Source organism: Secundilactobacillus mixtipabuli (genome assembly GCF_002217925.1).
In the GTDB taxonomy this organism is placed as follows: domain Bacteria; phylum Bacillota; class Bacilli; order Lactobacillales; family Lactobacillaceae; genus Secundilactobacillus; species Secundilactobacillus mixtipabuli.
In genome coordinates this window covers 33,590-57,824 of the sequence record NZ_BCMF01000002.1, presented here as the reverse complement: position 1 = coordinate 57,824, position 24,235 = coordinate 33,590, and the positions used below count along the sequence as shown (strand labels likewise).

The following is a 24,235-nucleotide window of genomic DNA, read 5'->3' as shown; positions in this document are numbered from 1 at the left end:
CAAATTGCGGAGGCTTATCAATGACTGAATCAAAAAGATTATTACTTATCGATGGCAACAGTGTCGCCTTTCGGGCTTTCTTCGCGCTGTACACGGCATTGAATAGTATGACAAACGCAGATGGCTTGCACACCAATGCAATTTTTGGCTTTAACCGGATGCTAGACATTATGTTAGAAGATGTTAAGCCTACCGAAGCATTAGTGGCTTTTGATGCCGGTAAAGTGACTTTTCGGACAAAGAAATATGCTGATTATAAGGGCGGCCGGGCAAAGACGCCACCCGAACTTTCCGAACAGATGCCAGTGATTCGTCAACTGCTGGAAGCACGTGGCATTAAATCCTATGAATTGAAGAATTATGAAGCGGATGACATTATCGGTACCATGGCAAAACAAGCCGAAGCAGCGGGCTATGAAACCACCATTTTTACGGGAGACCGTGATTTGACGCAGTTAACTTCTGATAAAACCAGTGTCGCCGTGTCGAAAAAAGGGGTTACTGAAGTTGAAACGTATACCCCTGAACACGTAGAAGAAAAGTTAGGCGTACGGCCAGACCAGATTATCGAAATCAAGGGGCTGCAAGGTGATAACTCAGACAACTATCCAGGTGTGACCGGTGTCGGACCGAAGACAGCGGTTTCGTTGATTCAAAAGTATGGCACCATCGACGGGGTCTACGAAAACATTGATAAAATAACGGCCAAGAAGATGAAAGAACACCTGATTGAAGACAAGGATTCTGCCTTCCAGTCAAGGGACTTGGCGACTATTCGTCGGGATGCACCGATTGAAATTAAACTCAGTGATTTGACCTACAAGGGCGATCAACAAGATGAGCTGGTTAAGTTTTATCAGGAAATGAACTTCCAGTCTTATTTGAATAAGATGAACACGGATGCTGGTGACGAAGATGTTTTAGGGCTGAAACCAGTTAAATTCACGGTTTTAACCACTGATAATTTAAATGAAGTGACACAGTTTAAGAACCACGTGTCGTTTTATTTGGAAATGCCTGAAGCTAACTATCATACGTCAACCTTTGCTGGCTTTGTGATCGGTGAGGATGATCAATGGTTTGTGAGCCGCGATGTCGACCTGTTAAAGCAGGAACCCTTAAAAGGGTTGCTAACCTCCGACCAGATTCAAAAAGACGTTTTTGACGTTAAACGGACCTATGTTGGGCTTAACCGGTTGGGGATTCATTTGACCAACGTGGATTTTGATTTACTATTAGCTTCTTATTTGCTGGATACTAACGAAAATAGTAATGATTTAGGTCGCTTGGCTTTTCAACACGGCTATCACCAGATTCAGTCTGATGAAGAAGTATATGGCAAGGGTGCCAAGCGAGCCATTCCAGATGATGATCAGCTCTTCTTTGAGCACTTAACCCGCAAAGGTATTACCATTGAATCGCTGAAAGCGTCATTGTTTAAGAAGTTAGATGAAAATGAACAGACTAAACTTTACCGTGATTTGGAATTGCCAATGGCCTATGTTTTAGCTCATATGGAAATTGCCGGTATCACCGTTGATACGGATCGGCTATCAGCCATGCAAAGTGAATTCACGGAATTATTGGCACAGACTCAGCAAACGATCTTTCAAGAAGCTGGGGAAGAGTTCAACATTGGTTCGCCTAAACAATTACAGCATATTTTATTTGAAAAACTAGGGTTAACACCCATCAAGAAAACTAAAACGGGTTATTCAACTTCAGTAGATGTTTTGGAAAAATTAGCAGCTGAAGCACCAATTGTCGAAAACATTTTGAAGTATCGCCAAATTTCAAAGATTCAGTCAACCTACGTTGAGGGGCTGCTGAAAGTGGTTCACAGTAGCGATCAAAAGGTGCACACCCGTTACTTACAAACGCTAACGCAAACGGGACGTTTGTCTTCAGTCGATCCTAACTTGCAAAACATCCCTATTCGAACTGAGGAAGGGCGCCGAATTCGACAGGCGTTCATCCCAAGTCACAAGGGCTGGCAGATTTTTTCATCTGACTATTCACAAATTGAATTGCGGGTATTGGCACATATTACTCACGATAAAAACTTGCAGGAAGCCTTCAGAGAGGGTGAAGATATCCATGCTTCAACGGCCCGTCGAATCTTCCGGTTAGGGCCAGATGCCGAAGTTGATCCTAACATGCGGCGTCAAGCTAAGGCGGTTAACTTTGGTATCGTTTACGGTATCAGTGACTTTGGCCTATCACAAAATATCGGGATTACCCGGAAGCAGGCCCGTCAGTTTATTGACACCTACTTTGAGGAATACCCTGGTGTTAAGCAGTATATGACTGATATTGTGGCTTCCGCTAAGGATAAGGGCTACGTTGAAACAATCGCTCATCGGCGCCGTTACTTGCCAGATATCAACGCGCGGAACTTTAATCAGCGTTCCTTTGCTGAGCGGACAGCCATGAACACGCCGATTCAAGGCAGTGCTGCGGATATCATTAAAATTGCAATGATTAAAATGGAAGACGCGATTAAAGATTTAAAGGCCACTATGCTGCTTCAAGTGCATGATGAACTGATCTTTGAGGCACCTGCTGAAGAGATCCCAACGTTGGAAAAATTAGTGCCAAGTGTCATGGACTCAGCTGTTAAGCTGGAAATCCCGCTGAAAGTGGAAAGCCATTACGGCAACACTTGGTATGAAGCAAAGTAAGGATATGAGGAGGCACTTTGGATGCCTGAATTACCTGAAGTTGAAACGGTTCGGCGTGGGTTAACACGCTTGGTTGGCCACGCTAAAATTACGGCCGTTGACGTTTATTATGAAAAAATGGTTTCACCTGAAGCTGGTCAATTTAAAAAGATGCTGGCTGGTAAGACGATCGAACGTATCGACCGGCGGGGAAAATATCTCTTGTTCAGATTTAATGACGATCTGACCATGGTGTCACATCTGCGTATGGAAGGTAAATACGATGTTCAGCCCGCCGGCAACCCCATAACTAAGCACACCCACGTCGTGTTCCACCTAGCAGATAACCGTGATTTACGATACACGGATACCCGAAAATTTGGGCGGATGCATTTATTGAAGACTGGCGAAGAGACCAAACTCGTCTCGGGCTTGAAGAAAATGGGACCAGAGCCCACTGAAGCAACACTAACCGTGGCCTACATGAAGCAAATTTTTAGTAAGAGTAAAAAGGCGATCAAGCCGTTTTTGCTGGACCAAAGTAACATTGCGGGACTGGGGAACATTTATGTTGATGAAACGCTCTGGTTAAGCCGAATTCATCCTGAACAGCCAGCCAATACGATTCCAGAATTCCAAATTCGCCAGCTTCGTGATAATATTATTGCGGAAATTAAGCGGGCAATTGACGGTCATGGTACCACCGTGCACTCTTTTTCTACTGCTTATGGTGAAGCAGGGGAATTCCAGAATCATCTCATGGTGTATGGCCGGAAGGGTGAACCGTGTTTCCGCTGTGACACACCCATCGAGAAAACCAAAGTGGCACAACGGGGGACTCATTTCTGCCCGGAATGTCAGGTTTTAAGAAAGAATCCTGGGGTGACCATGGTGCTTGGCTTAACGGGTGGTATTGCGACGGGAAAATCAGCGGTGAGCGACATCTTTAAGGGATTTAATGTGCCCATCATTGATGCCGATCAAGTGGCCCGAAAAGTCGTTGAACCTGGAACTAAGGGCCTGAAAGAGATTCAAGCGGCTTTCGGCTGGCAAATGATTCAGCCGGATGGTACGCTAGACCGGCATGCGTTAGGCACACTAGTGTTTAGTCAGCCTGAAGCTTTGACTCAACTCAACGGGATTACTGGACCACTGATCAAGCAGGCAGTTGTGCGCAAATTGCAGGGCTATCGCCGGCGAAAAGTGCCACTAGTGGTCTATGATGCGCCAACTTTATTTGAAGCTCACGGTGCGTCTGGCATGAATGAAATTATGGTTGTCACGGTACCGCCTCAAGTTCAATTAGAACGATTGATGGCCCGTGATCACCTGAATGAAAAAGAAGCTTTAGAGCGAATTCACGCCCAGTTGCCGTTAGCTGAAAAAGTCAAACGGGCAGATGTCGTCATCGATAACAGCCATTCAGTTGATAAAACGAAAGCTCAAGTGGTAAGATGGCTGAATGAAGCCGGATTTGGCTCCTTAATCACAACTAAAACTAATGAAGTTAAAAAGTAAATCGTAAGAGAAGAATTAGAGGTGAGATTATGCACTGTCCACACTGCCATCACAATGGCTCACGGGTCGTTGACAGCCGGCCAACAGATGAAGGCCGAGTAATCAGACGACGCCGTGAATGTGAGAATTGCGGTTTTCGATTCACGACCTTTGAACGGATTGAAGCGACGCCATTATTAGTGATCAAGAAAAACGGTACGCGTGAAGAATTCAACCGCGAAAAGATTTTGCGGGGGATTATTCGCTCTGCAGAAAAACGGCCAGTTGGCATGGATGTGATGACCAAACTGGTTGATGAAGTCGAAAACGAAGTTCGTTCGCTAGGTGAAAACGAAGTCTCCAGTCAATTGATTGGTGAATATGTCATGAAGCGCCTGGCAGATATTGATGAGATTTCGTATATTCGTTTTGCGAGTGTTTACCGCCAATTCAAGGATATGAGTGTCTTCTTAGAAGAACTCAAAGACGTCATGAACAAGGATAAGAAAAAAGGGACTTCTTCTGATAAAAAGAAATGAAACGGGGCTTAATCATGGCGGATTCAATGCAACCACTGATGCCTAGGACGGCAGTCGCTATCGTCTCGACGACGCGGCTTCAAGAAGAACGTCGGCGTGTACTTGACCTTTTGTATCAGCCGATACTCGGCGTTTCAGCCTATAGTTTTGCGACGGTCATGTGGCAACAAGTGTCTTTAACGTCAGATTTGAAGGTTGAACTCACACATACTGATTTGCTGGCGCTGTTAAATATCAGCACAACTATCTTGGAAACTTCACGTCAGCGGTTAGAAGCTGCCGGTTTGTTACGGACATTTGAAAATCAGCCTGATCGGCTACCGGAGCTTATTTACGAACTGCAGCAACCTGTTAGCGGCGAAATGTTTTTCAAGGATGATCTGCTTAGCTTACTGCTGTTAGAAGTGGTGGGTGAACGCCAGTTTGATCGCCTGCGGCAGGCTTTTTTACCGCGTCAGCTGAAACGCGACAAGTGGCATGAAATTTCAAAGTCATTTTTAGACGTTTTTTCATTAGATAACCGGCTGATTGCGACGCCGCCCAAGTTAATAGAAGTCACTAAGGCGGCATTTGACCAGGCTGATAGTTCAGTTACGCCGGAGCAGCCAAGCGCGCCAGATTTTGATTTTGGCCTGTTAGCTGAACTGCTCAAACGGTCATACATTGATTTGAATGATCTTCGTCAGTATCGCCAGTTAATTGTCAATGAACACCTGCTTTACGGCATCGATGAGACGGAGATGGCACGCTACATAGGTGATGCCACTAATTTAGCAACGAATAAGCTTGATGCAAATCAGTTTAAACGAGCCATCGCGGCTGCCTATCAGAATCAAACGACACCGGTTGTGTCACAAAAAACGCCGACTACTGCAACCAAAAAGCAGTCTGAGAGCCGTGAAGAAGCTGCCTTAATTGCAGCGGCCAAGCAGTATGAGCCAATGGCGTTTCTGGCACAGATCAGACAACAGCAAGGCGGCTATGTGGCCAGCGGTGAACAGCGAATCGTCGAACAAATTGCTGCTAAACAGATCTTTTCTAGTGCAGTGATCAATATTTTAATTTACGAATTGCTGATTGACCTAGGGAATTCGACGATTACTCAACGGCTGACGGATACCATTGCCAATCGGTGGGCGCAAGACGGCGTGAAGACTCCAGAGGACGCGCTAGCAAGTATCCGTAAATTTAAAACGGAGCGGTCAAAGCCGAAGACGACACGTCGCCGAGGCGGTACGAAGAATATTAAAGAAACCTTGCCAGACTGGGCTAAGAATGACTATCAGCCCAAGGCTAAAAAAACGCTGACTCAGTCTGATCAAGATCAATTCAATGAGCAATTGAACAAACTAAAAAAATTGCGGGATGGAGGTGATTAGTATGGAAAATATCAGTGAGTCTATGAAACGGTATATGGACCAACACCAACTCAATGCTAATTACCAAAAGCTGATGAATACCGTGTATCAAGATCCTGATGTACAGACATTTTTGAAGGCACATGAAGATCAGTTAAATGCTGAACAGATTGATCGTTCGTCAGCTAAACTCTATGAATATGTCAACGAACGCAATAAATTAGCCAAGGGCGAAACGACTTTTGCTCCCGGCTATGAACCTCAGCTGGTTTTAAGCGACCACTTGGTTGAAGTCTCATATCAGCCAACGGATGAACAAAAAGCCAAATTAAAACAGGCGGCATTAAAACGGCGTGTTAACGCGATTATGATGCCAAAATTGATTCAAAATGCCACTTTTGATCATTTTATCAATGATCCAGACCGAACCCAGGCTTTGCAGGCAGCCGTAGCTTTCATCGAGGCCTATTCGAAGGACCGCAAGCATTTCCATCAGGGCCTTTATTTGTATGGCAGTTTTGGTGTCGGCAAGACTTATTTACTCGGTGCCATTGCCAACCAGTTGGCGGACATGGGTGTGAAGACGACCTTGGTTCATTTTCCCAGTTTTGCCGTGGAGATGAAGAATGCCATTGCCAGCAATCAGGTTGCCGGTCGGTTAGACGATGTCAAACAAGCCCAGATCCTGATGATCGATGATATTGGAGCTGATGCCATGTCAGCGTGGGTCCGTGATGATATTTTAGGTGTGATTTTGGAATACCGGATGCAAAACGAATTACCGACTTTCTTCTCGTCGAATTTCTCGATGCAGCAGTTGGAAACCGAACACCTTGCAGAGACGCAAAAGGGCGACGTAGAGCCGTTAAAAGCGAAACGGTTAATGGAACGAATCCGCTTTTTAGCCCAGGAAATTGAGATGATCGGTGAAAACCGTCGGCAAAAATAGCATTGACACTTATTTTTGAAAGTGGTTTAATGTGAATTGTAATCAAATTCAAAGAATTTTAAATGTTTGAAAGACAAGATTTAGTTGAACTCTCCAAGAGAGAAGCACCACTTCTGGAAGTGCTTTGTGAGTGATCCTAAGTTACCACTTTCTCGAATGTGCGGTGGATAATACCGCATCGGCTGTCCCGTTATCACTGAATGAAGGTTTGGTTCGCAGTATGAATCAGATGAATTTCGGGTGGAACCGCGTAGAGACGTCCCGGTATGTACAGTAGTGTGCATGCCGGGATTTTTTAGTTTCACGGGTTGGTGGTTTTCAATATTTAAAAATGTAAATAGAGGAGAAGAGTAGAATGGCAGATATTACGATTGAATTCCCAGATGGCAAAAAGAAACAGTTTGATGCCGAAGCAACAACCAAAGATGTTGCCCAATCAATCGCTATTAGTTTAGCTAAAAAGGCTGTTGCCGGTAAGTTAGACGGCAAGCTGATTGATTTAAACGCACCTTTGAAGCATGACGGTAAGATCGAAATCGTCACCAAGGACAGTAAAGACGGTTTGGCAGTATTACGTCAATCCGTTGCCTTATTAACTAAGGTGGCTTTGAAGGAAAGCTTCCCATCAATTCAATTTGGTGAAGAAGTTGGTGACGAAAACGGCTTTTACGTTGATACCGATAAGGAAGACGGTCAAGTCAGTGTTGATTCACTACCAGCCATTGCTGATAAGGTTCAAGCCTTTATCAACCAGAAGCTGGCTATCAAGCACGTGCGTTTAAGCAAAGCAGATGCTTTGAAGAAGCTTGAAGGTACTTCATACGAAGCTAAGCTTGTTGAAGACAGCGATGAAGCAGAATTTCCATTCTACGAAATTGACGGTGTTCAGGTCTTGGCTAGCGGTGTTAGCTTTGCCAACACTGGCGATATCAAGTTCTTCCGTCTATTATCAGTTGCCGGTGCTTACTTTGAAGGTAAGTCATCCAACCCAATGCTGCAACGGATCTACGGTACCGCATTTTACAAGCAAACTGATCTTGATGCTGACTTACAAGCTCGTCAAGAAGCCCGTGAACATGACCACCGTGTGATTGGTAACGATTTGGACTTGTTCTTCGTTGATCCTAAAGTTGGTGCCGGTTTACCTTACTGGATGCCAAACGGTGCTACTATTCGACGGACTATCGAACGTTACATCATCGATAAGGAAGTTGCTGATGGTTACAAGCACGTCTACACCCCAGTCCTAGCTAACCTTGATCTTTACAAGACTTCAGGTCACTGGGCTCACTATCGCGAAGACATGTTCCCACCAATGGACATGGGTGATGGTGAAATGCTTGAATTGCGACCAATGAACTGCCCAAGCCATATTCAAATTTACAACCACCATATTCGTTCATACCGTGAATTGCCATTACGGATCGCTGAACTTGGGATGATGCACCGTTACGAAAAATCAGGTGCCTTATCCGGTTTGCAACGTGTCCGTGAAATGACTTTGAACGATGGTCACACCTTCGTTGCCTTGGATCAAGTTCAAGACGAATTCAAGAAGATTTTGACTTTGATCATGGATGTCTACAAGGACTTCAACATCAACGATTACAGCTTCCGTCTTTCATATCGTGACCCTGAGAACACTGAAAAGTACTTCGATGATGACGAAATGTGGAACCGCAGTCAAACTATGCTGAAGGGTGCCATGGATGACCTTGGCCTTGACTACTACGAAGCAGAAGGTGAAGCTGCCTTTTACGGTCCTAAGTTGGATATCCAAACTAAGACTGCTTTAGGTAACGACGAAACCATGTCAACCATTCAATTGGACTTCATGCTGCCAGACCGCTTCGATTTGAAGTACGTTGGTGCCGATGGTGAAGATCACCGTCCAGTTATGATTCACCGTGGGATCGTTGGTACGATGGAACGGTTCATTGCTTACTTAACTGAAATTTACAAGGGTGCTTTCCCAACTTGGTTGGCACCAAAGCAAGTTAAGATCATCCCAGTTAGTGACAACAAGCATGGTAAATATGCTGAAAGTCTCAGCAAGCAATTAATGGCTGCTGGTGTCCGTGCCGAAGTTGATCACCGTGGTGAAAAGATGAACTACTTGATTCGTGATGCTCAAACACACAAGATTCCATACACCTTAGTTGTTGGGGATCAAGAAATGGCCGACAAAGCTGTCAGTGTTCGTAAATATGGTGAGCAGAATAGTGAATCAATGAGTGCTGATGACTTCGAAAAGGAAATTTTGAAGGATATTGCTAATTATAGTAATAACTAAATGTTAAAACCGGCTTGACACACGAAATAAATAAGCTATACTTATTATTCGTGAGCTTAAAGCCAAGTGATTTGACAGATATATCATGTCATGGTATATTGGTTGAGTTGAAAAAATGTAAGTAGAAGCACCCGCTTCTCGCCTCGTGGTTAACGCTGCCTGGCCGATACGTAAATAAACCAAGCCTGAGAAAGGTTTGGGTATTTAACGGGTGCGCATTGCGTGCCCGTTATTTGTTTGGGTAAGACTTACTTTTGATTGTTTTTAAACTCACTCGGAGGTGAATGACCATAGCAAACGATATGATGGTTAACGAAGGAATCCGCGCTCGCGAAGTACGGTTGATCGGTAATGATGGCGAACAACTGGGCATTAAGAGTAAGCAGGATGCGCTTCAGCTGGCTGAAGATGCTGATTTGGATCTCGTTATTGTGGCAGCGAAAGCAAAGCCACCGGTTGCCCGGATTATGGATTACGGGAAGTACCGTTTCGATATGCAAAAGAAGCAGCGTGAAGCTCGCAAGAAGCAAAAGGTCGTTAGCATTAAGGAAGTTCGCTTAAGCCCATCTATTGATACGAACGATTTCAATACTAAGCTTAAGAACGCTAAGAAGTTCCTGGGCAAGGGTGAAAAAGTTCGTGTCTCAATTCGATTTAAGGGTCGTGCCATTACTCATAAAGAGATTGGCCGCGAAGTTTTGAACCGGATGGCTGAAGAAACAAGCGATGTTGCCACCGTTGAACAACGTCCAAAGATGGACGGACGGAGCATGTTTTTGATGCTTGCACCAAAAAACGAAAACTAGTTGTTTAGTATTTGAGGAGGATTTTCGATTATGCCAAAGATGAAGACAAACCGCGCCAGTGCCAAGCGTTTTAAAGTAACTGCTAAGGGCGGCATTAAGAGTGCGAGTGCTTACACGAGTCACCGTTTCCACGGTAAGACCAAGAAGCAACGTCGTCAATTACGTGGGACTTCAATGATGAAATCGAACACGATTAAGAAAACTTATCGTCAATTACTGCAAAAGTAATTCGGAAAGTCGTTTCAACACTCTAATCGTTTTTCAAACGATGATAACCGTAAGTATTAGGAGGAAATCAATATGCCACGAGTAAAAGGTGGAACAGTTACACGCGCACGTCACAAAAAGATTCTTAAATTAGCTAAAGGTTACCGTGGTTCAAAGCACCGTTTGTTTAAGGTTGCTAAGGACCAAGTAATGAAGGGTCGCCAATATGCCTACCGTGACCGGAAGGCAAACAAGCGTAACTTCCGTCGTCTTTGGATCGCCCGGATCAACGCTGCAGCCCGTTTAAACGATTTAAGCTACAGCAAGATGATGTTTGGCTTGAAGCAAGCTAACATTGAAGTTAACCGCAAGATGCTGGCTGACTTAGCTGTGAACGATGCAGATGCTTTCAAGGCATTAGCTGACGAAGCAAAAAAAGCATTATAATTTAAACCTAAACGAGGCTGGATGGAGACTTCCAACCTCGTTTTTGTTTTATTCGAGAGAGATGTACCATAATCGTAGTAATGTCGGTAAAAATCTCGTATAATAAACTTTCAGTATAGAATAAAGGAGTTTGTAAATGTTAGCACGATTGACACCAACTTGGATGATCAACGCGACCTATGATATTAACCCTAAAGAACTAAAACGCTTAGGGATCAAAGTCGTTTTGACAGATCTTGATAACACCCTAATTGCATGGAATAATCCTTATGGGACCGAAGAGCTCCGAGAATGGATGACATCACTGGAGCGCGAAAACATTCAGTTGGTGGTTGTGTCAAACAATTCCCATCGTCGGGTTAAAAAAGCGGTGGCCTCGTTACAGCTTCCCTTTATTTCACGCGCGCTAAAACCATTTTCGGGTGGTATTCGGCGGGCGATGCGTCAATATCATGTCACTAAAGAAGAGGTTGTGATGGTTGGTGATCAATTGCTGACGGATGTCGCTGCAGCAAACTTCAGCGGTATCCCAAGTATTTTGGTCAAGCCAATTATTGAAAGCGATGCGTGGAATACAAAAATCAATCGGTTCTTCGAACGATTTGTGATGCACGCAATCCGCAAAAAACACCCAGAACTCAAGTTTCGAAAGGACTTAATCAATGAGCGAAACAAATAAAGATGAAGTATTAGTTGATGGCGAAGCCGTTTTTTGTATTGGATGCGGCGCCCAAATTCAAACCACTGATAAGAACAAGCCCGGTTATACGCCGCAGTCTGCGCTTGATAAGGGGTTGGAAACGGGCGAACTTTACTGTCAACGCTGTTTTAGATTGCGACATTACAACGAAATTGTCCCCGTCGGCTTGACCGACGATGATTTTCTGCGTTTGCTGACACAAATTCGGGATGCCAACGCCCTGATCGTTTATGTGGTGGATATTTTTGACTTTAACGGGTCAATCATCCCGGGGCTGCACCGTTTTGTTGGGGATAATCCCGTGATGCTGGTAGGAAATAAGGAAGATTTGCTCCCTAGTTCTTTGCGCCGTTCAAAGCTGCGTGACTGGTTACGTCAACGGGCTAATGAACAAGGACTTCGGCCAATTGATGTTTCGTTACTGTCGGCTAAAACCAACCAGTCGGTGGATCAATTCTTGGATAAAGTTGAGAAGCACCGTGAGGGCCGCGATGTTTATATCGTTGGTGTGACTAACGTTGGTAAGTCGACGTTGATCAACCAAATTATTCGTCGTAGTACTGGTGCCAAAGACGTTATTACGACTTCTCGTTTTCCAGGAACGACCCTTGATAAAATTGAGATTCCATTGGGCGATGACCATGTTTTAGTGGATACCCCAGGGATTATTCACCCATCACAAATGGCGCATTATTTATCAGGTAAAGAATTAAAGATTGTGACCCCGCAAAAACAGATCAAGCCCAAAGTTTATCAGTTAAACGATCAGCAGACGGTTTTCTTGGCCGGTGTTGCGCGGTTTGATTATGTTGCTGGTCCTAAACACGGCTTCACTGTGTACGTGGAAAACAATTTGCCATTGCACCGAACTAAACTGGAGAACGCCGATAACTTCTATAGTAAGCATGTTGGTGATCTGCTGACACCACCAGAGAGTCCGGATAACGACTTGCCGCCTTTGGTAAGACATGAATTTAAAATCACTGAAAAAAGTGATTTAGTATTCGAGGGTTTAGGCTGGATCACCGTTCCAGCTGATGTTGTTGTAGCGGGCTATGCGCCCGAAGGTGTCGGTGTGGTTGTTCGTAGAGCAATGATATAAGGAGAAATTAATTTGAATTTAAAAGGTAAACAAAAACGATTTTTACGTGCTCAAGCACATCATTTAAGTCCCATCTTTTCTGTCGGTAAAAACGGACTTAACCAAACTTGGTTAGCACAGTTGGACGGTGCACTTCAAAAACGTGAACTGATTAAAATCAACTTGCAGCAAAGCGCTGACGAAACGGTTGAAGAAGTTCAAGCCTATATTGAAGGTAATTCACCGATTCAAGTTGTTCAAACCATTGGCCGGGTATTAGTCTTGTTCCAACCGGCATCTGAGGAAAAATATCAGGATCTTTCATTACAAGTTGAAAAATTAGCATAATTTATTTTCTTTAGTAAGGGGAAATCACGATGGTTAAGGTAGTCGAGCAAACAGCGACTAAGGTTGTTGAACAGTTAGCAGCCACTGTCAGTAAGAAAAGAATTGGTATTCTTGGTGGAACGTTTAATCCACCCCACATTGGGCATTTAATCGTTGCTGATCAGGTCATGACTCAGTTAGGTCTTGATCGGGTACTCTTTATGCCAGATGCTAATCCGCCACACGTGGATCGCAAAGTCGCAATTGATGCCGCGGACCGCGTTAAGATGGTTTCAGACACGATCGCGGGCAATCCTGATTTTGGGATCGAGTTAGCGGAAGTGCAGCGGGGCGGTATCAGTTATACGTATGATACGATGCTGGAATTAAAGCGAAAGCACCCAGAGAATGACTATTACTTTATTATTGGTGGCGACATGGTTGATTATCTGCCAAAATGGCACCGAATCGATGAGCTTGTTAAACTGGTCCAATTTGTTGGCGTTCGGCGTGAAGACTATCCAGTAACCTCTAAGTACCCAGTTCTCTGGGTTGATATCCCACGAATTGATATCAGTTCCTCAATGATTCGAAGCCGAATCAGGCAGGGACAATCTATTCGGTACTTTGTGAAAGATGCTGTTGCAAGGTATATTAAGGAGCGACAATTATATCATGAGTGAAAAAGTCACGTATACGGGACGGTATACCACTGATAGCCGTGATCAGTTACTGGCCAAAATTTCAAAGCAGTTGAAGCCCGCTCGGTTCGAACACGTTCAACGTGTGGAACAGACCGCCATTCAATTAGCACAGCAATATGGTGTTGATGTCGAAAAAGCGTCAATTGCAGGGTTGGTACATGATTACGCCAAACAGCGACCCGATAAGGACTTCATCGAAGCCATCCATCACTACCAGTTAGATCCAGAACTCGTAAACTGGAATAACGCTATTTGGCATGGCGTGGTCGGTGCGGAACTGATCAAGGCTGAGTTGGGCATTGAAGATGAAGATATTTTAAATGCGGTGCGTTACCATACGACTGGCAACCATTATATGACTAAATTAGCACAGATCATTTATATGGCTGATTATATTGAACCTGGCCGTGATTTTGATGGTGTTGAAAAAGCACGTCTGTTGACGTCACAAAGTCTTGAACTGGCTGTGGCTTATCAGACCAAACACACGCTGGCTTATCTGCTAGAGAACAATCAGCGGATTTATCCCAAAACGATTGAAACGTATAATGCTTGGGTTCCCCAAAGCGGATTGACAGATTAACGGAGGATTTTAATGACTAGTAAAGAAATTTTAGAAGTGGCTGTTAAAGCTGCTTCAGATAAACGGGCAGAAGATATTGTTGCCTTAGATATGCAAAATGTAAGCTTGATTACCGATTATTTCATGATTACGGACGCTACTTCTGGCCGTCAGGTACAAGCCATTACTGATAATATTCAGGAAGCATGTGAAAAGTCTGATATTACGGTTAAGCGAATTGAAGGCCGCGATGCTGCTCGTTGGGTTTTAATTGATCTTGGTGACGTCATGGTTCACGTTTTCCAGAAGGACGAACGGGCACACTATAATTTGGAAAAATTATGGTCGGAAGCACCATTAGTTGACGTCGATGATTGGGTCGAAGCATGATCTACCAGACTTTTGCAAAACTTTACGATGAGCTGTTTGACAGCGACTTGTATCTGGAATGGCAATCGTTTGTTGAACAGCAGGTGATGAGTAAAGAGCAGCCCTTGCTAGAACTTGCGTGTGGTGCAGGTCGGTTAGCCGTACTGCTAGCAAAAGACGGTTACAACGTGACGGGTTTCGATCTTTCTGATGAAATGTTGAGCCTCGCAGACCAGCATGCGCGTGAAGCAAATGTGACTTTACCGTTGATAGAAGGGAATATGCTGAATCTTAGTGATTTGGAAACCTATCACACGGTGACCTGTTTTGCGGATTCATTTTGTTATTTACCAAACGAGGATGCATTAACTACTGCATTTGAGCAAGTTGCACGTCATCTAGACGATGATGGGCAATTTTTGTTTGATGTGATTTCGCCATACCAAACGGATACCGTTTACCCTGGGTATATGTTTAATTACCGTGATACTGACCGAGCATTTCTATGGTCCAGTGAAGCGGGAGAGGAACCTCACTCAGTCGATCATGATTTAACTTTCTTCACTTATAATGAAGCAAAGGACGCCTATGATGAAGTAGCCGAATTGCATCATGAACGGACCTATGAGTTGGCCACGTATCAGCGCTTATTAAAGGCTGCCGGGTTTAATCATGTCCAGGTGAGCGCTGATTTCGGAAAAACGGCTGTTAAGCCTGATACGACGCGGTGGTTTTTCGTCTGTACCAAGTCAACACGTTAGTCTGTAAAAGGAGGTGGGCATTATCAGTAATGTATTAGGCATTGTAGCTGAATATAATCCGTTTCATAACGGTCATGTCTACCAATTGCAACAGGCTAAGCAACAAGCTAAGGCTGATTTAACGATCATCGTCATGAGCGGTAATTGGGTGCAACGCGGTGAACCAGCACTATTGGATAAGTGGCAGCGAACGAAACTTGCATTGTCAGGTGGTGCCGATCTGGTAGTTGAACTGCCATTTCAATTTGCCGTTGAGCCGGCTCACTTGTTTGCTCAGGGTGCCGTTCAGCTGTTATCAATGTTAGGCTGTAACCGTTTAGCATTTGGTGCAGAGCATCCCGAGTTAGATTTTGAGGCGCTAGTGGCTAACCAGCCCACGGATGCCAGCAGTCATTTTAAACGGTTTGACGAAACGTATCCCACCTTGTTTAACGATTATCTGCAGGCACAGACGGGACTTAATCTCAGAGCTTCAAACGATATATTGGGCTTCAGTTATGTGGCAGCTAATCAGCGATTGGCGCAGCCACTGAAAATGATACCGATCCAGCGGCGTGGGAGTGCCCACCAAGACACGGGTATCGAGCGCGGTACAACGATTGCGAGTGGCGCTGCCATCCGCAAGGCAGTTAAAGCTGGCGAATGGACCGTCATCAACCAAATGGTACCGGCTGATACCGCACGAGCGTTACGAAAAGAGCAGCTGATCAGCTGGACCGATTACTGGCCGTACTTGAGGTATCAATTACTTGTCAGTTCCTTAGCAGATTTGCATGACATCTATCAAATGAGTGAGGGCATCGAATACCGGTTGAAACAAGCGGCATTAGTTAGTGCCACTTTTGAAGATTTTCTGTGGGCTGCTAAGACCAAGCGGTTTACTTATGCCCGGTTACAGCGGCTTTGCGTTTATATCTTGCTCCAGGTTAATCGAGTGGCGTTGCCAACTGAGCTCAGATATGCACGTGTGCTGGGTTTTAACTCGGCAGGGCAACAACACTTGAATCGAGTCAAGAAGGCGTCTAAATTACCCTTAATTTCGCGGGTAACGGATGATTGGATTAATGGACCGTTCCGACTTGATTATCAAGCCGGTTTAATGCGTCAGATGCTTAGCGGGGTCGATCAAGATCGCCTTCAGCATGCTGTCATTGAATCGTCATGATTTGATGAAAAGGGCTTAAAATGATAACTTTAAAGTTCTTTTAGCGTGTCATGTAAATTCCCTTGACAACGTTACAGCCCATAGTTATAATAATAAAGTTGCGTTAGGAGGATATTGAATTGAAGTTGTCGTTATCCGAGTTACAAAAAGAGTACCGGCATGAACCATTGAAATTCGATGAGGTCCTGGATTTAAAAGCGGATCTGATGGAATGTTATCCTGAGGATGTGCTTGACGTAACACCAGTTCACATCAATGGGATGGTAAGTGTTGAAGGTAATGGTGACGTGTTGTTTTACGCGCACGTTAATGCAACCTTAACGGTACCGTCGACACGCTCATTAGCGCCAGTTGAACTACCAACGGACTTTGATGTTACCGAGTTTTATGTTGCCTCACAAGCAGCGTTAACACGGTATGAAAAGACCGACGTCGTTTTAGTGGTAGCTGATGATGAGATTGATGTCGATAAAGCAATTGCTGACAATCTGCTGTTGCAGATTCCGATGCAAGTCCTGACGAAAGCTGAACAGTCCGCAAATGATTTACCAGAAGGCCAAGACTGGCAGGTAACCATTGAAGGTGACGGTGAAGCTGATGAGTCAGATTCTAAAACTGTTGATCCACGTCTTGCTAAGTTAAAAAACTTTTTTGATGATTCATCGAAAGATGATGAACAGTAGGACTTTAAAAATCTTTCACTAGTGGATAATTTTAAATTTAAGGAGGTGTTTCCATTGGCTGTACCAGCACGTAAAACTTCTAAGACGAAGAAACGTATGCGTCGAGGAAACATTAAGTTGCAAGTACCTAATTTGAGTGCTTGCCCAAACTGTGGTGAATTACGTAAATCACACGTTGTTTGCCCTAACTGCGGCTTCTATGATGGTCGTCAGGTTGTTAAGACTAACAACTAGTTAATAAAAAAAGAAGCAACCATGAGAACCGCGGTCTCTGGATGCTTCTTTTTTTTGCTTTTAATGTGCCATATAGAATTGGTCGTAGAACCCTCAAATTAGTCCTTAGAGGGCTGTTTGAATGCAGGTGGTAAAAGGTTCCAGATGGGTATTGAAATGGGGAATGCGGCTGTTTTAAGGGGGTCTACAATTTCTGGTATTGGTGAATAACCAATGCCATTTTTTTGATTGGTTTTAGGAAATTATAAAAGGACACGAGGTCCTCACATGTTACGATTAAATCGCCAAAGATAACCGAAAGTGAGGAAAACAGCGTGTCCCTAAGTAATGATTCTATCTTAAAGCTCTTCAAAATAACAGACCCTAATATCCAGATTACCCAGATTTATGAAGAAAGGTCGGTGGTTAAACAACTGACTCGCATTACTGAAGTTATTGAGGCGGAACTAACTTATCCCTTGAGTCATTGCCCTAATTGCGGGTATCCAACTTTAATTAAGAATGGTACTCATCAGGTTAATGCCCGATTGGCACCTGTTAACGGCGGTAAGTACGTGTTAAAGCTTCATAAACAGCGTTATCTGTGTAAAACTTGTGGCACCACTTGCGGTGCCACATCATCCAATTTATTCTTTAATCACACATTGACTCCGGCGGTTCACCAAGCAGTGATGGAACTGGCTAAAGACTCATTAACGGCCACCGAAATAGCTAAACTGTTGGGGATCTCTGATGCGAGTGTAAGTCGGATCATTAATGAACACGCCCAGCGTCCTTATCGCCTTAAAGAGTTGCCAACTCAACTCTGTTTTGACGAATTTCGTTCAGCTAATCATCACATGTCATTTATCTGTTGCGCTGCACTGGCTCACCACCTGGTAACGACGTTGCCAGGTAGGTTAACGACTCAAATCATGGATTACTTCATCAACCGGTATTCTTTAACTGAGCGTCAGCGAGTTCAAAGTGTGGTAGTTGATTTAAACGCTCAATACTGTCACTTTATTAAGCGGATCTTTCCCAATGCTGAAATCGTAATCGATCGATTTCACATTATTCAACTGGCTGGACGAGCTCTTGATCAAGCTCGTATTCAAGCTTTTCAGACCATTCCCGATCACCGCTCACGCCTCTATCGCATATTGAAATCTCATTGGCGCTTATTCCACCAAAATCAGGACACCATCAACGATGTTAAATCTGTCTATTTACGTGGTATTAACGAATATATGACGCAACAGAACGCCATCGACTTAATTCTATCAGCTTTTCCACGCTTCGCTGCCGTTTATGCGATTTATCAAACGATTTTAACTGCGATTAAACAGCGTAACGTAGGCCAGTTAGCTACATTAATTGACCATTATCAACGTAATCGAACCAATATGGATACTGTCATGAACACTTTTAGAAAGAATCGTCAGGCCATCTTAAATGCCTGTCAATGTAAAAACTCTAATGGTCCCTTAGAAGGTATTAATCGTAAGATTAAGACGTTAAAACGTAACTGTTATGGCTTCCGTAATCTCAATAATTTCTTTAACCGCATTTCACTAATCCATAAATAGAAAAAAGAACAGCCACAAAATGTGACTGTTCTTATAAGGCATCACCAATACGATTTGACGATGACCCTTTTAAGGACTATGTTCAGTATTTCACTGGTTCTTGAGGGGGACATCAGCCATTCTTAACCCAAACAAAAAGAAGCCGGCAATGTTTATGCCGGTTTCTTTTTGTTTGCATGATAAAACTGATTGAACGGTTTATTCTTTAGTAAAGTCAACAACCATCCGGCCAGTGATCTTACCAGCTTTCATTTCATCAATGATGTCGTTGATTTCGCTTAAGCGACGGGTCTGAACGATTGGGTGTACCAAGCCTTCAGCACCGAATTGGAAAGTTTCAGCTAAGTCCTGACGAGTACCAACAAGTGAACCAGCCACTTGGATACCATCAAGAACAGTTTTAGCAATGTTTAACTTCATGTCACCTTGTGGCAGGGCAACGGCAACTAAACGACCATCTGGACGAAGTGCATTAACTGATTGATCGAATGCAGCATCGTTAACGGCAGTTACTTGAGCGTTGTGAACACCACCGACTTGTTTTTGAATTTCTTCAGGGACGTTTTGGGTCTTACGGTTAATTAAGATATCAGCGCCCATTTCTTTGGCAGCCTTTAACTTATCAGGGTTACCGTCAACGGCAACAACGTGTGCGCCAAAGACGTGTTTAGCGTATTGGATGGCTAAGTTCCCCAAACCACCGGCACCAACAACTTCAACCCATTGGCCTGGCTTAGTTTCGCCGACTTTGAGGGCTTTGTACATGGTAACACCGGCACAGGTCAAACTCGTTGCTTCAACAGGGTCCAAGCCTTCTGGAACCTTAACAGCGTAGTTGGCATCAACAATAACTTGTTGGGCCATCGCACCATCAACAGTGAAACCAGAGTTTTGAACGTTACGGCAAAGTGTTTCACGACCGGTTAAGCAATATTCACAGTGACCACAGCCTTTGAAGAACCAGGCGATAGAAACACGGTCGCCAATTTTAAGGTTTTCAACGCCTTCGCCAAGTTTAGAAACGATTCCGACACCTTCGTGACCAATGATCCGGCCAGGAACTTTACCAAAATCGCCAGCGGCAACGTGAAGGTCGGTGTGGCATAACCCACAGTATTCGACGTCAACTAAGGCTTCTCCATAGTTCAGTGAACGAAGTGTAACATCTTTAATATCTACATACCCATCAACTGGGTCGCGCACAACAGCAGCTTTCATTATAAATGACCTCTTTCGTTTATGATTTCACAATGTCATTTAACCACATGGTTGTTTAAAGTTCAAGTGATTTTTTGAGCAATGATGACATTTTTCAAAATTTGAATAAAACCTGAAATCGCTTACAATACAGTCAAACGAGGAACTTGTCATAAAATATCAGCAAAATATTTGAAAAATATTTTTTCACTAATTATTGAAAATGATAATTATTTTCAGGCCATCTAAGAAGATTCGCCAAATTTTAATTTATATAGTAAGATGGAAAAGTAATTTGATTGACAGTATGGTACACTATTAGCGGTGTATCAGAAGTTATTTGAACGAAAATACGAAAATTATAAGTAAGAGGAGTTCGTTAAAAATGAGTCGAATTTTAATTATTGAAGATGAAAAGAATTTAGCCCGCTTTGTGGAGCTAGAACTGAAGCATGAAGGCTATGATACTGAAGTTCAATTTAACGGCCGTACTGGCTTGGATGCTGCTTTAGCTGAAGATTTTGATGTCATCCTGCTAGACTTGATGTTGCCTGAACTTAACGGTATTGACGTGGCTCGCCGTATTCGCGAAGTGAAGAGTACACCGATCATTATGATGACAGCCCGTGATTCAGTTATCGACCGCGTTTCTGGTTTTGACCATGGTGCCGATGATTACATCGTTAAGCCATTTGCAATTGAAGAACTATTGGCTCGGGTTCGTGCATTGCTTCGTCGGATTCACATCGAGAGTGAACAAAAAGACTTCAAGCAGACAACGGTTACCTATAAGGATCTTACGATTGAAAAGGAGAACCGGGTCGTTCGACGTGGCGATGAAGTCATTAATCTGACTAAGCGCGAATATGAACTGCTTTTGACCTTAATGGAAAACGTCAACGTTGTGCTTGCTCGTGACGTTTTGTTAAACAAGGTTTGGGGTTACGAGTCTGAAGTTGAAACCAACGTGGTCGATGTTTATGTACGTTATTTACGTAACAAGATCGATCGCCCAGGTGAAAAGAGTTATATTCAAACAGTTCGCGGTACTGGGTACGTGATGCGTTCATGAGTGAAACAGATAACATCGGGAATGAAACAACCTTAAAAAAACGGCATCGTCTTTCGATGAAGTGGAAGTGGGCGCTGGGTAGTGCAACCGGCGTCTTTCTTATCTTTGTCGTTTTTTCGGTGCTGATGTTTCAAGGCTTGTCAGGTGTTTTGCTTCAGCAGGAAAAAAATCATGTTAGCAGTACGCTAGATACCGTGATTAGTCGCGTTGACAATTTACAGGGGCATTTTACTGCTGCTAGCGTATACGAAGCCTTACAGCCAAGTTTGAATCAACCTAATGGTTCAGTTTCCGAAAAGACCAACATCTATCAAAATTCGGTTATTACTGATCTATCTCGTGATAGTACGGGTGTGACCGTTTATAATGCCCAGCGAAAAAAGATTTTTGCCTCTCGTAATACGCCAGTTGATAATAGTCAATTGTCTAATAAACGGGAAATGAAAATGGAAAAAACGGGTAAATTTGATGGCCTTGTTGGGCGTTCGCCAATCTATGCGCAAAATGGCCATCGGCTTCTCGGCTACGTCCAAGTTGCCAATGCCATGACGGAGTATAAGGCTGCTCGTAACCGATTCTCATTGATCTTTATTGTGCTCGTGATCTCAGCCGTTTTTGTAGCTTCTATCTTTAGTTATTGCCTGGCTGACTTATTATTACGGCCCATTATTGATTTGAATAAAACAATGCGGTCTGTTCGATCAGATCCGAAGTCTGATGAGCGGGTGCCATTAACTCGTCGTAACGACGAACTAGCTGACTTGAGTGAACTGTTTAATGACATGCTGGATCAGATGCAACGCTATATTGATCAACAGCAGCAATTCGTGGGGGATGTCTCTCACGAATTACGGACACCAGTTGCGGTTATTCAAGGCCACATTGAAATGCTGCAGCGTTGGGGGAAAGATGATCCTGAGGTCTTGAACGAATCGCTTTCGGCGGCCATGCAGGAAACTAAACGAATGCAGAGCTTAGTCACTGAAATGCTTGACCTCACCCGAGCTGAACAGATTCAAGTGACGATGAATCACGAAACTTCTGACATTAAAGAAGTGGTTAATCAGGTCTTTAATGATTTCAAGATGATTCATCCAGACTTTACGTTCATTTTGGATGATGATGTTAAGCATCATGCTTACTCTCAGATTTATCGAAATCATCTCGAACAAGTTCTCATTATTTTGCTGGACAACGCCGTTAAATACTCAGTTAACCGCAAGGAAGTTCACTTGTCCTTGTCGTCTAGCGGACACGTTGCTCAAATTGCCGTTCAAGACTTCGGTGAAGGGCTTTCCGAAGAAAACCGGCGGCGAGTCTTTAACCGTTTTTACCGGGTGGATAAAGCTCGTAGCCGCAATAAGGGAGGCAACGGCTTAGGCCTTTCAATCGCTAAACGGCTGATTGAGGCTTATCACGGTAGAATCAGTATTGAGAGCGCTTTGGGCTACGGCTCGGTTTTCCAAATTGAACTGCCACTTATTTCAGAAGATATTAAGATTCAGTTGGATCATGCTAAGGAAGAAGACGAGGAAGAACGGACGGTTACTGATCCGTTAGCTACGAATCTTGGTGCCAATCCAACCAATGATGAATCAAGCAAAACAACCGGTATACCGGGTGTCTATCGGGCTAGTGATCACTCGGATTCAGAACAGCCGACGTCGAATCAGTCCGATGACGAAAAACCTGAACCATAAATTTAAAGGGATTATTTAGCTGAATACCAAAACGGATTTCCGAAATTAAAGGGAATCCGTTTTTGCTTGCAGTCAGATTTAATTTACCCCGGTGAATGCCCTACACAAGGGCGTTATATAGTGGTAGCATATCTATTATGTAATGAATAGATCGGAGTGAAATAAATGGCAACGATTACTTGCCCAAATTGTGGCAAATTGATTCCGGCAAGTTCTAGTTCCTGCCCAAATTGCGGTTATCAATTACAGCTGGCTGAAGCGCAAAGCTCAGCAACAAATCCGGTTAAAAATGAGTCACACGCACGTGGACAACGATGGCGGGCTCGCATCAGAAAAACCGGCCGTTTCCTGAAGAAACAGGTTTTACTCATCCTTTTGTTGCTCTCTTTACTCACTTGGTTAGGGATCCATGGGTATAAGCAGTACCAGCTGCATTTAAAGGGCGTAAACGTCCAGCGCCAATTAGCTCAAGCCATTCGTAGCTTGGAACACGAAAATAAAGGGGCATCTGGGACCAAACAAAAAGCCCATGGCTCATCTCATGTTACTGTGAAGGATCCCAAACGGCCAATTTTGTTGCTTCATGGTTTTGGCGGTTCCTATAAATCAGAAAAATATCTGATTGCCAGCTTAACCCAAACACACTTGGTAAAGCAGCAGTTAATAGTTTACGTGGATAAAAAGAGCCACGTGCATCTGATTGGTAAGTATCAGCCAACTGCTACTCATAAAATGATTATTCCCATCGAAATTGCCAATAATCGAGCGGGTGAAATTTATTATAGTGCGATGCTGGCTAAAATTATGCCCAAACTTAATCGCCGATATCATATCAAAAGCTACGATGCTATTGGTCACTCAATGGGTTCATACGCCTGGATCGATTATTTTGAAACGCATCTCAAACCCACTGACCAGATTCAGCCGCATCGTGTGGTCACGATTGCCGGTCCGTTTGACGGTATCATGAATAAACAGAAACCGGATCAACCGAGCCCAGATTCTAAAGTCGGCCAGTTATGGGATGATGAGGCGGGTGCTAATGCGTTAGGTAAAAACGGCCGTCCCCAAATTGAACATCCTGAATATCAGCATTTGCTGCGATACAGCCATCGTTTACCAAAGGGGTTAGAGATTTTAAATATTTACGGCAATTTGAAAGATGGCTCTGATAGCGATGGGCTGGTGGCAACGACCAGTGCGCGTTCATTAGGCTACTTAGTCAAAACTAGCGGTGTTAAAGTCGAGTATCAGGAAAAACAGGTTACCGGTCCGAAGGCACAACACACACTGTTACATTTTAATAATTTAAAAGTGAACCAATTAATCAAAGTATTTTTATTAAAGTAGTAATCA

At 43.8% G+C, this 24,235-nt stretch carries 24 protein-coding genes, 1 pseudogene and 1 other annotated feature; of the genes and pseudogenes, 24 read left to right on the top strand and 1 reads right to left on the bottom strand.

Translation table 11 applies throughout. From position 1 onward, the window contains the following. The first annotated feature begins 20 nt into the window (after positions 1-20). From polA to IWT5_RS01570, 21 genes and pseudogenes are all read left to right on the top strand, one after another. Positions 21-2,681: a DNA polymerase I gene (polA, locus tag IWT5_RS01665; RefSeq protein WP_089108221.1), complete on the top strand. Its 2,661-nt coding sequence runs from the start codon at positions 21-23 to the stop codon at positions 2,679-2,681. A 21-nt stretch (positions 2,682-2,702) separates the two neighbouring features. Continuing rightward, a pseudogene (gene mutM / locus IWT5_RS12355) lies at positions 2,703-3,512 on the top strand (bifunctional DNA-formamidopyrimidine glycosylase/DNA-(apurinic or apyrimidinic site) lyase); the annotation flags it as partial. Positions 3,513-3,548: 36 nt separating this feature from the next. Further along, positions 3,549-4,178: a dephospho-CoA kinase gene (gene coaE / locus IWT5_RS12350; RefSeq protein WP_225360192.1), complete on the top strand. Its 630-nt coding sequence runs from the start codon at positions 3,549-3,551 to the stop codon at positions 4,176-4,178. A gap of 29 nt (positions 4,179-4,207) precedes the next feature. Beyond that, entirely contained in the window at positions 4,208-4,696 is a 489-nt protein-coding gene (gene nrdR / locus IWT5_RS01655; protein ID WP_089108219.1) for a transcriptional regulator NrdR, read from the top strand. A gap of 14 nt (positions 4,697-4,710) precedes the next feature. Continuing rightward, positions 4,711-6,075: a DnaD domain protein gene (locus IWT5_RS01650; RefSeq protein ID WP_159459262.1), complete on the top strand. Its 1,365-nt coding sequence runs from the start codon at positions 4,711-4,713 to the stop codon at positions 6,073-6,075. Between the two features lies 1 nt (position 6,076). Then, on the top strand, positions 6,077-7,003 hold the full coding sequence (dnaI, locus tag IWT5_RS01645; protein WP_089108217.1) for a primosomal protein DnaI: 927 nt from the start codon (positions 6,077-6,079) through the stop codon (positions 7,001-7,003). Positions 7,004-7,358: 355 nt separating this feature from the next. Further along, complete coding sequence (thrS, locus tag IWT5_RS01640; RefSeq protein ID WP_089108216.1) at positions 7,359-9,296, top strand: threonine--tRNA ligase; 1,938 nt, start codon at positions 7,359-7,361, stop codon at positions 9,294-9,296. Between the two features lie 113 nt (positions 9,297-9,409). Next, positions 9,410-9,540: a sequence feature (ribosomal protein L20 leader region), on the top strand. A gap of 40 nt (positions 9,541-9,580) precedes the next feature. Then, complete coding sequence (gene infC, locus IWT5_RS01635; RefSeq protein ID WP_089108215.1) at positions 9,581-10,102, top strand: translation initiation factor IF-3; 522 nt, start codon at positions 9,581-9,583, stop codon at positions 10,100-10,102. A 30-nt stretch (positions 10,103-10,132) separates the two neighbouring features. Next, positions 10,133-10,330, top strand: a complete 198-nt coding sequence (rpmI, locus tag IWT5_RS01630) for a 50S ribosomal protein L35 (protein ID WP_089108214.1) — start codon at positions 10,133-10,135, stop codon at positions 10,328-10,330. Between the two features lie 72 nt (positions 10,331-10,402). Next, the gene (gene rplT / locus IWT5_RS01625) at positions 10,403-10,756 is read left to right on the top strand and encodes a 50S ribosomal protein L20 (protein WP_089108213.1); all 354 of its coding nucleotides are present in this window, start codon (positions 10,403-10,405) and stop codon (positions 10,754-10,756) included. A 136-nt stretch (positions 10,757-10,892) separates the two neighbouring features. Then, on the top strand, positions 10,893-11,435 hold the full coding sequence (locus IWT5_RS01620; protein WP_089108212.1) for a YqeG family HAD IIIA-type phosphatase: 543 nt from the start codon (positions 10,893-10,895) through the stop codon (positions 11,433-11,435). Further along, positions 11,419-12,558, top strand: coding sequence for a ribosome biogenesis GTPase YqeH (gene yqeH, locus IWT5_RS01615; protein ID WP_089108211.1), 1,140 nt, complete (start codon positions 11,419-11,421; stop codon positions 12,556-12,558). Before IWT5_RS01620 ends, yqeH begins: the two co-directional genes overlap by 17 nt. Before the next feature lie 12 nt (positions 12,559-12,570). Continuing rightward, positions 12,571-12,885, top strand: coding sequence for a ribosome assembly RNA-binding protein YhbY (gene yhbY, locus IWT5_RS01610; RefSeq protein ID WP_089108210.1), 315 nt, complete (start codon positions 12,571-12,573; stop codon positions 12,883-12,885). A 29-nt stretch (positions 12,886-12,914) separates the two neighbouring features. Then, positions 12,915-13,547 (top strand): nicotinate-nucleotide adenylyltransferase, encoded by a 633-nt coding sequence (locus tag IWT5_RS01605; protein ID WP_089108209.1) that lies wholly within the window; start codon positions 12,915-12,917, stop codon positions 13,545-13,547. Continuing rightward, positions 13,540-14,151, top strand: coding sequence for a bis(5'-nucleosyl)-tetraphosphatase (symmetrical) YqeK (gene yqeK / locus IWT5_RS01600; RefSeq protein ID WP_089108208.1), 612 nt, complete (start codon positions 13,540-13,542; stop codon positions 14,149-14,151). The genes IWT5_RS01605 and yqeK overlap by 8 nt, the downstream gene beginning before the upstream one ends. Positions 14,152-14,163: 12 nt before the next feature. Then, the gene (gene rsfS, locus IWT5_RS01595) at positions 14,164-14,520 is read left to right on the top strand and encodes a ribosome silencing factor (RefSeq protein ID WP_089108207.1); all 357 of its coding nucleotides are present in this window, start codon (positions 14,164-14,166) and stop codon (positions 14,518-14,520) included. Continuing rightward, the gene (locus IWT5_RS01590; RefSeq protein ID WP_089108206.1) at positions 14,517-15,260 is read left to right on the top strand and encodes a class I SAM-dependent DNA methyltransferase; all 744 of its coding nucleotides are present in this window, start codon (positions 14,517-14,519) and stop codon (positions 15,258-15,260) included. Before rsfS ends, IWT5_RS01590 begins: the two co-directional genes overlap by 4 nt. A 13-nt stretch (positions 15,261-15,273) precedes the next feature. Further along, positions 15,274-16,425, top strand: a complete 1,152-nt coding sequence (locus IWT5_RS01585; RefSeq protein ID WP_225360184.1) for a nucleotidyltransferase — start codon at positions 15,274-15,276, stop codon at positions 16,423-16,425. Positions 16,426-16,544: 119 nt separating this feature from the next. After that, positions 16,545-17,108, top strand: a complete 564-nt coding sequence (locus tag IWT5_RS01580) for a YceD family protein (RefSeq protein WP_089108205.1) — start codon at positions 16,545-16,547, stop codon at positions 17,106-17,108. 54 nt (positions 17,109-17,162) lie between these two features. Next, complete coding sequence (gene rpmF, locus IWT5_RS01575) at positions 17,163-17,342, top strand: 50S ribosomal protein L32 (protein WP_054655005.1); 180 nt, start codon at positions 17,163-17,165, stop codon at positions 17,340-17,342. A 401-nt stretch (positions 17,343-17,743) separates the two neighbouring features. Then, positions 17,744-18,910: an ISL3 family transposase gene (locus IWT5_RS01570; protein ID WP_225360183.1), complete on the top strand. Its 1,167-nt coding sequence runs from the start codon at positions 17,744-17,746 to the stop codon at positions 18,908-18,910. Positions 18,911-19,108: 198 nt separating this feature from the next. On the opposite strand, the gene adhP is transcribed toward IWT5_RS01570, so the two are convergent. Next, complete coding sequence (gene adhP / locus IWT5_RS01565) at positions 19,109-20,128, bottom strand: alcohol dehydrogenase AdhP (RefSeq protein WP_089108203.1); 1,020 nt, start codon at positions 20,126-20,128, stop codon at positions 19,109-19,111. Positions 20,129-20,492: 364 nt separating this feature from the next. On the opposite strand from adhP, the gene IWT5_RS01560 reads away from it, so the two are divergent. From IWT5_RS01560 to IWT5_RS01550, 3 genes are all read left to right on the top strand, one after another. Beyond that, on the top strand, positions 20,493-21,179 hold the full coding sequence (locus IWT5_RS01560) for a response regulator transcription factor (RefSeq protein ID WP_054655009.1): 687 nt from the start codon (positions 20,493-20,495) through the stop codon (positions 21,177-21,179). Further along, positions 21,176-22,879 carry a HAMP domain-containing sensor histidine kinase gene (locus tag IWT5_RS01555; RefSeq protein WP_089108202.1) on the top strand — a complete coding sequence of 568 codons (1,704 nt, stop codon included), beginning with the start codon at positions 21,176-21,178 and terminating at the stop codon, positions 22,877-22,879. Before IWT5_RS01560 ends, IWT5_RS01555 begins: the two co-directional genes overlap by 4 nt. Positions 22,880-23,044: 165 nt before the next feature. Beyond that, entirely contained in the window at positions 23,045-24,229 is a 1,185-nt protein-coding gene (locus tag IWT5_RS01550) for an alpha/beta hydrolase (protein WP_089108201.1), read from the top strand. The last annotated feature ends 6 nt before the right edge of the window (positions 24,230-24,235 follow it).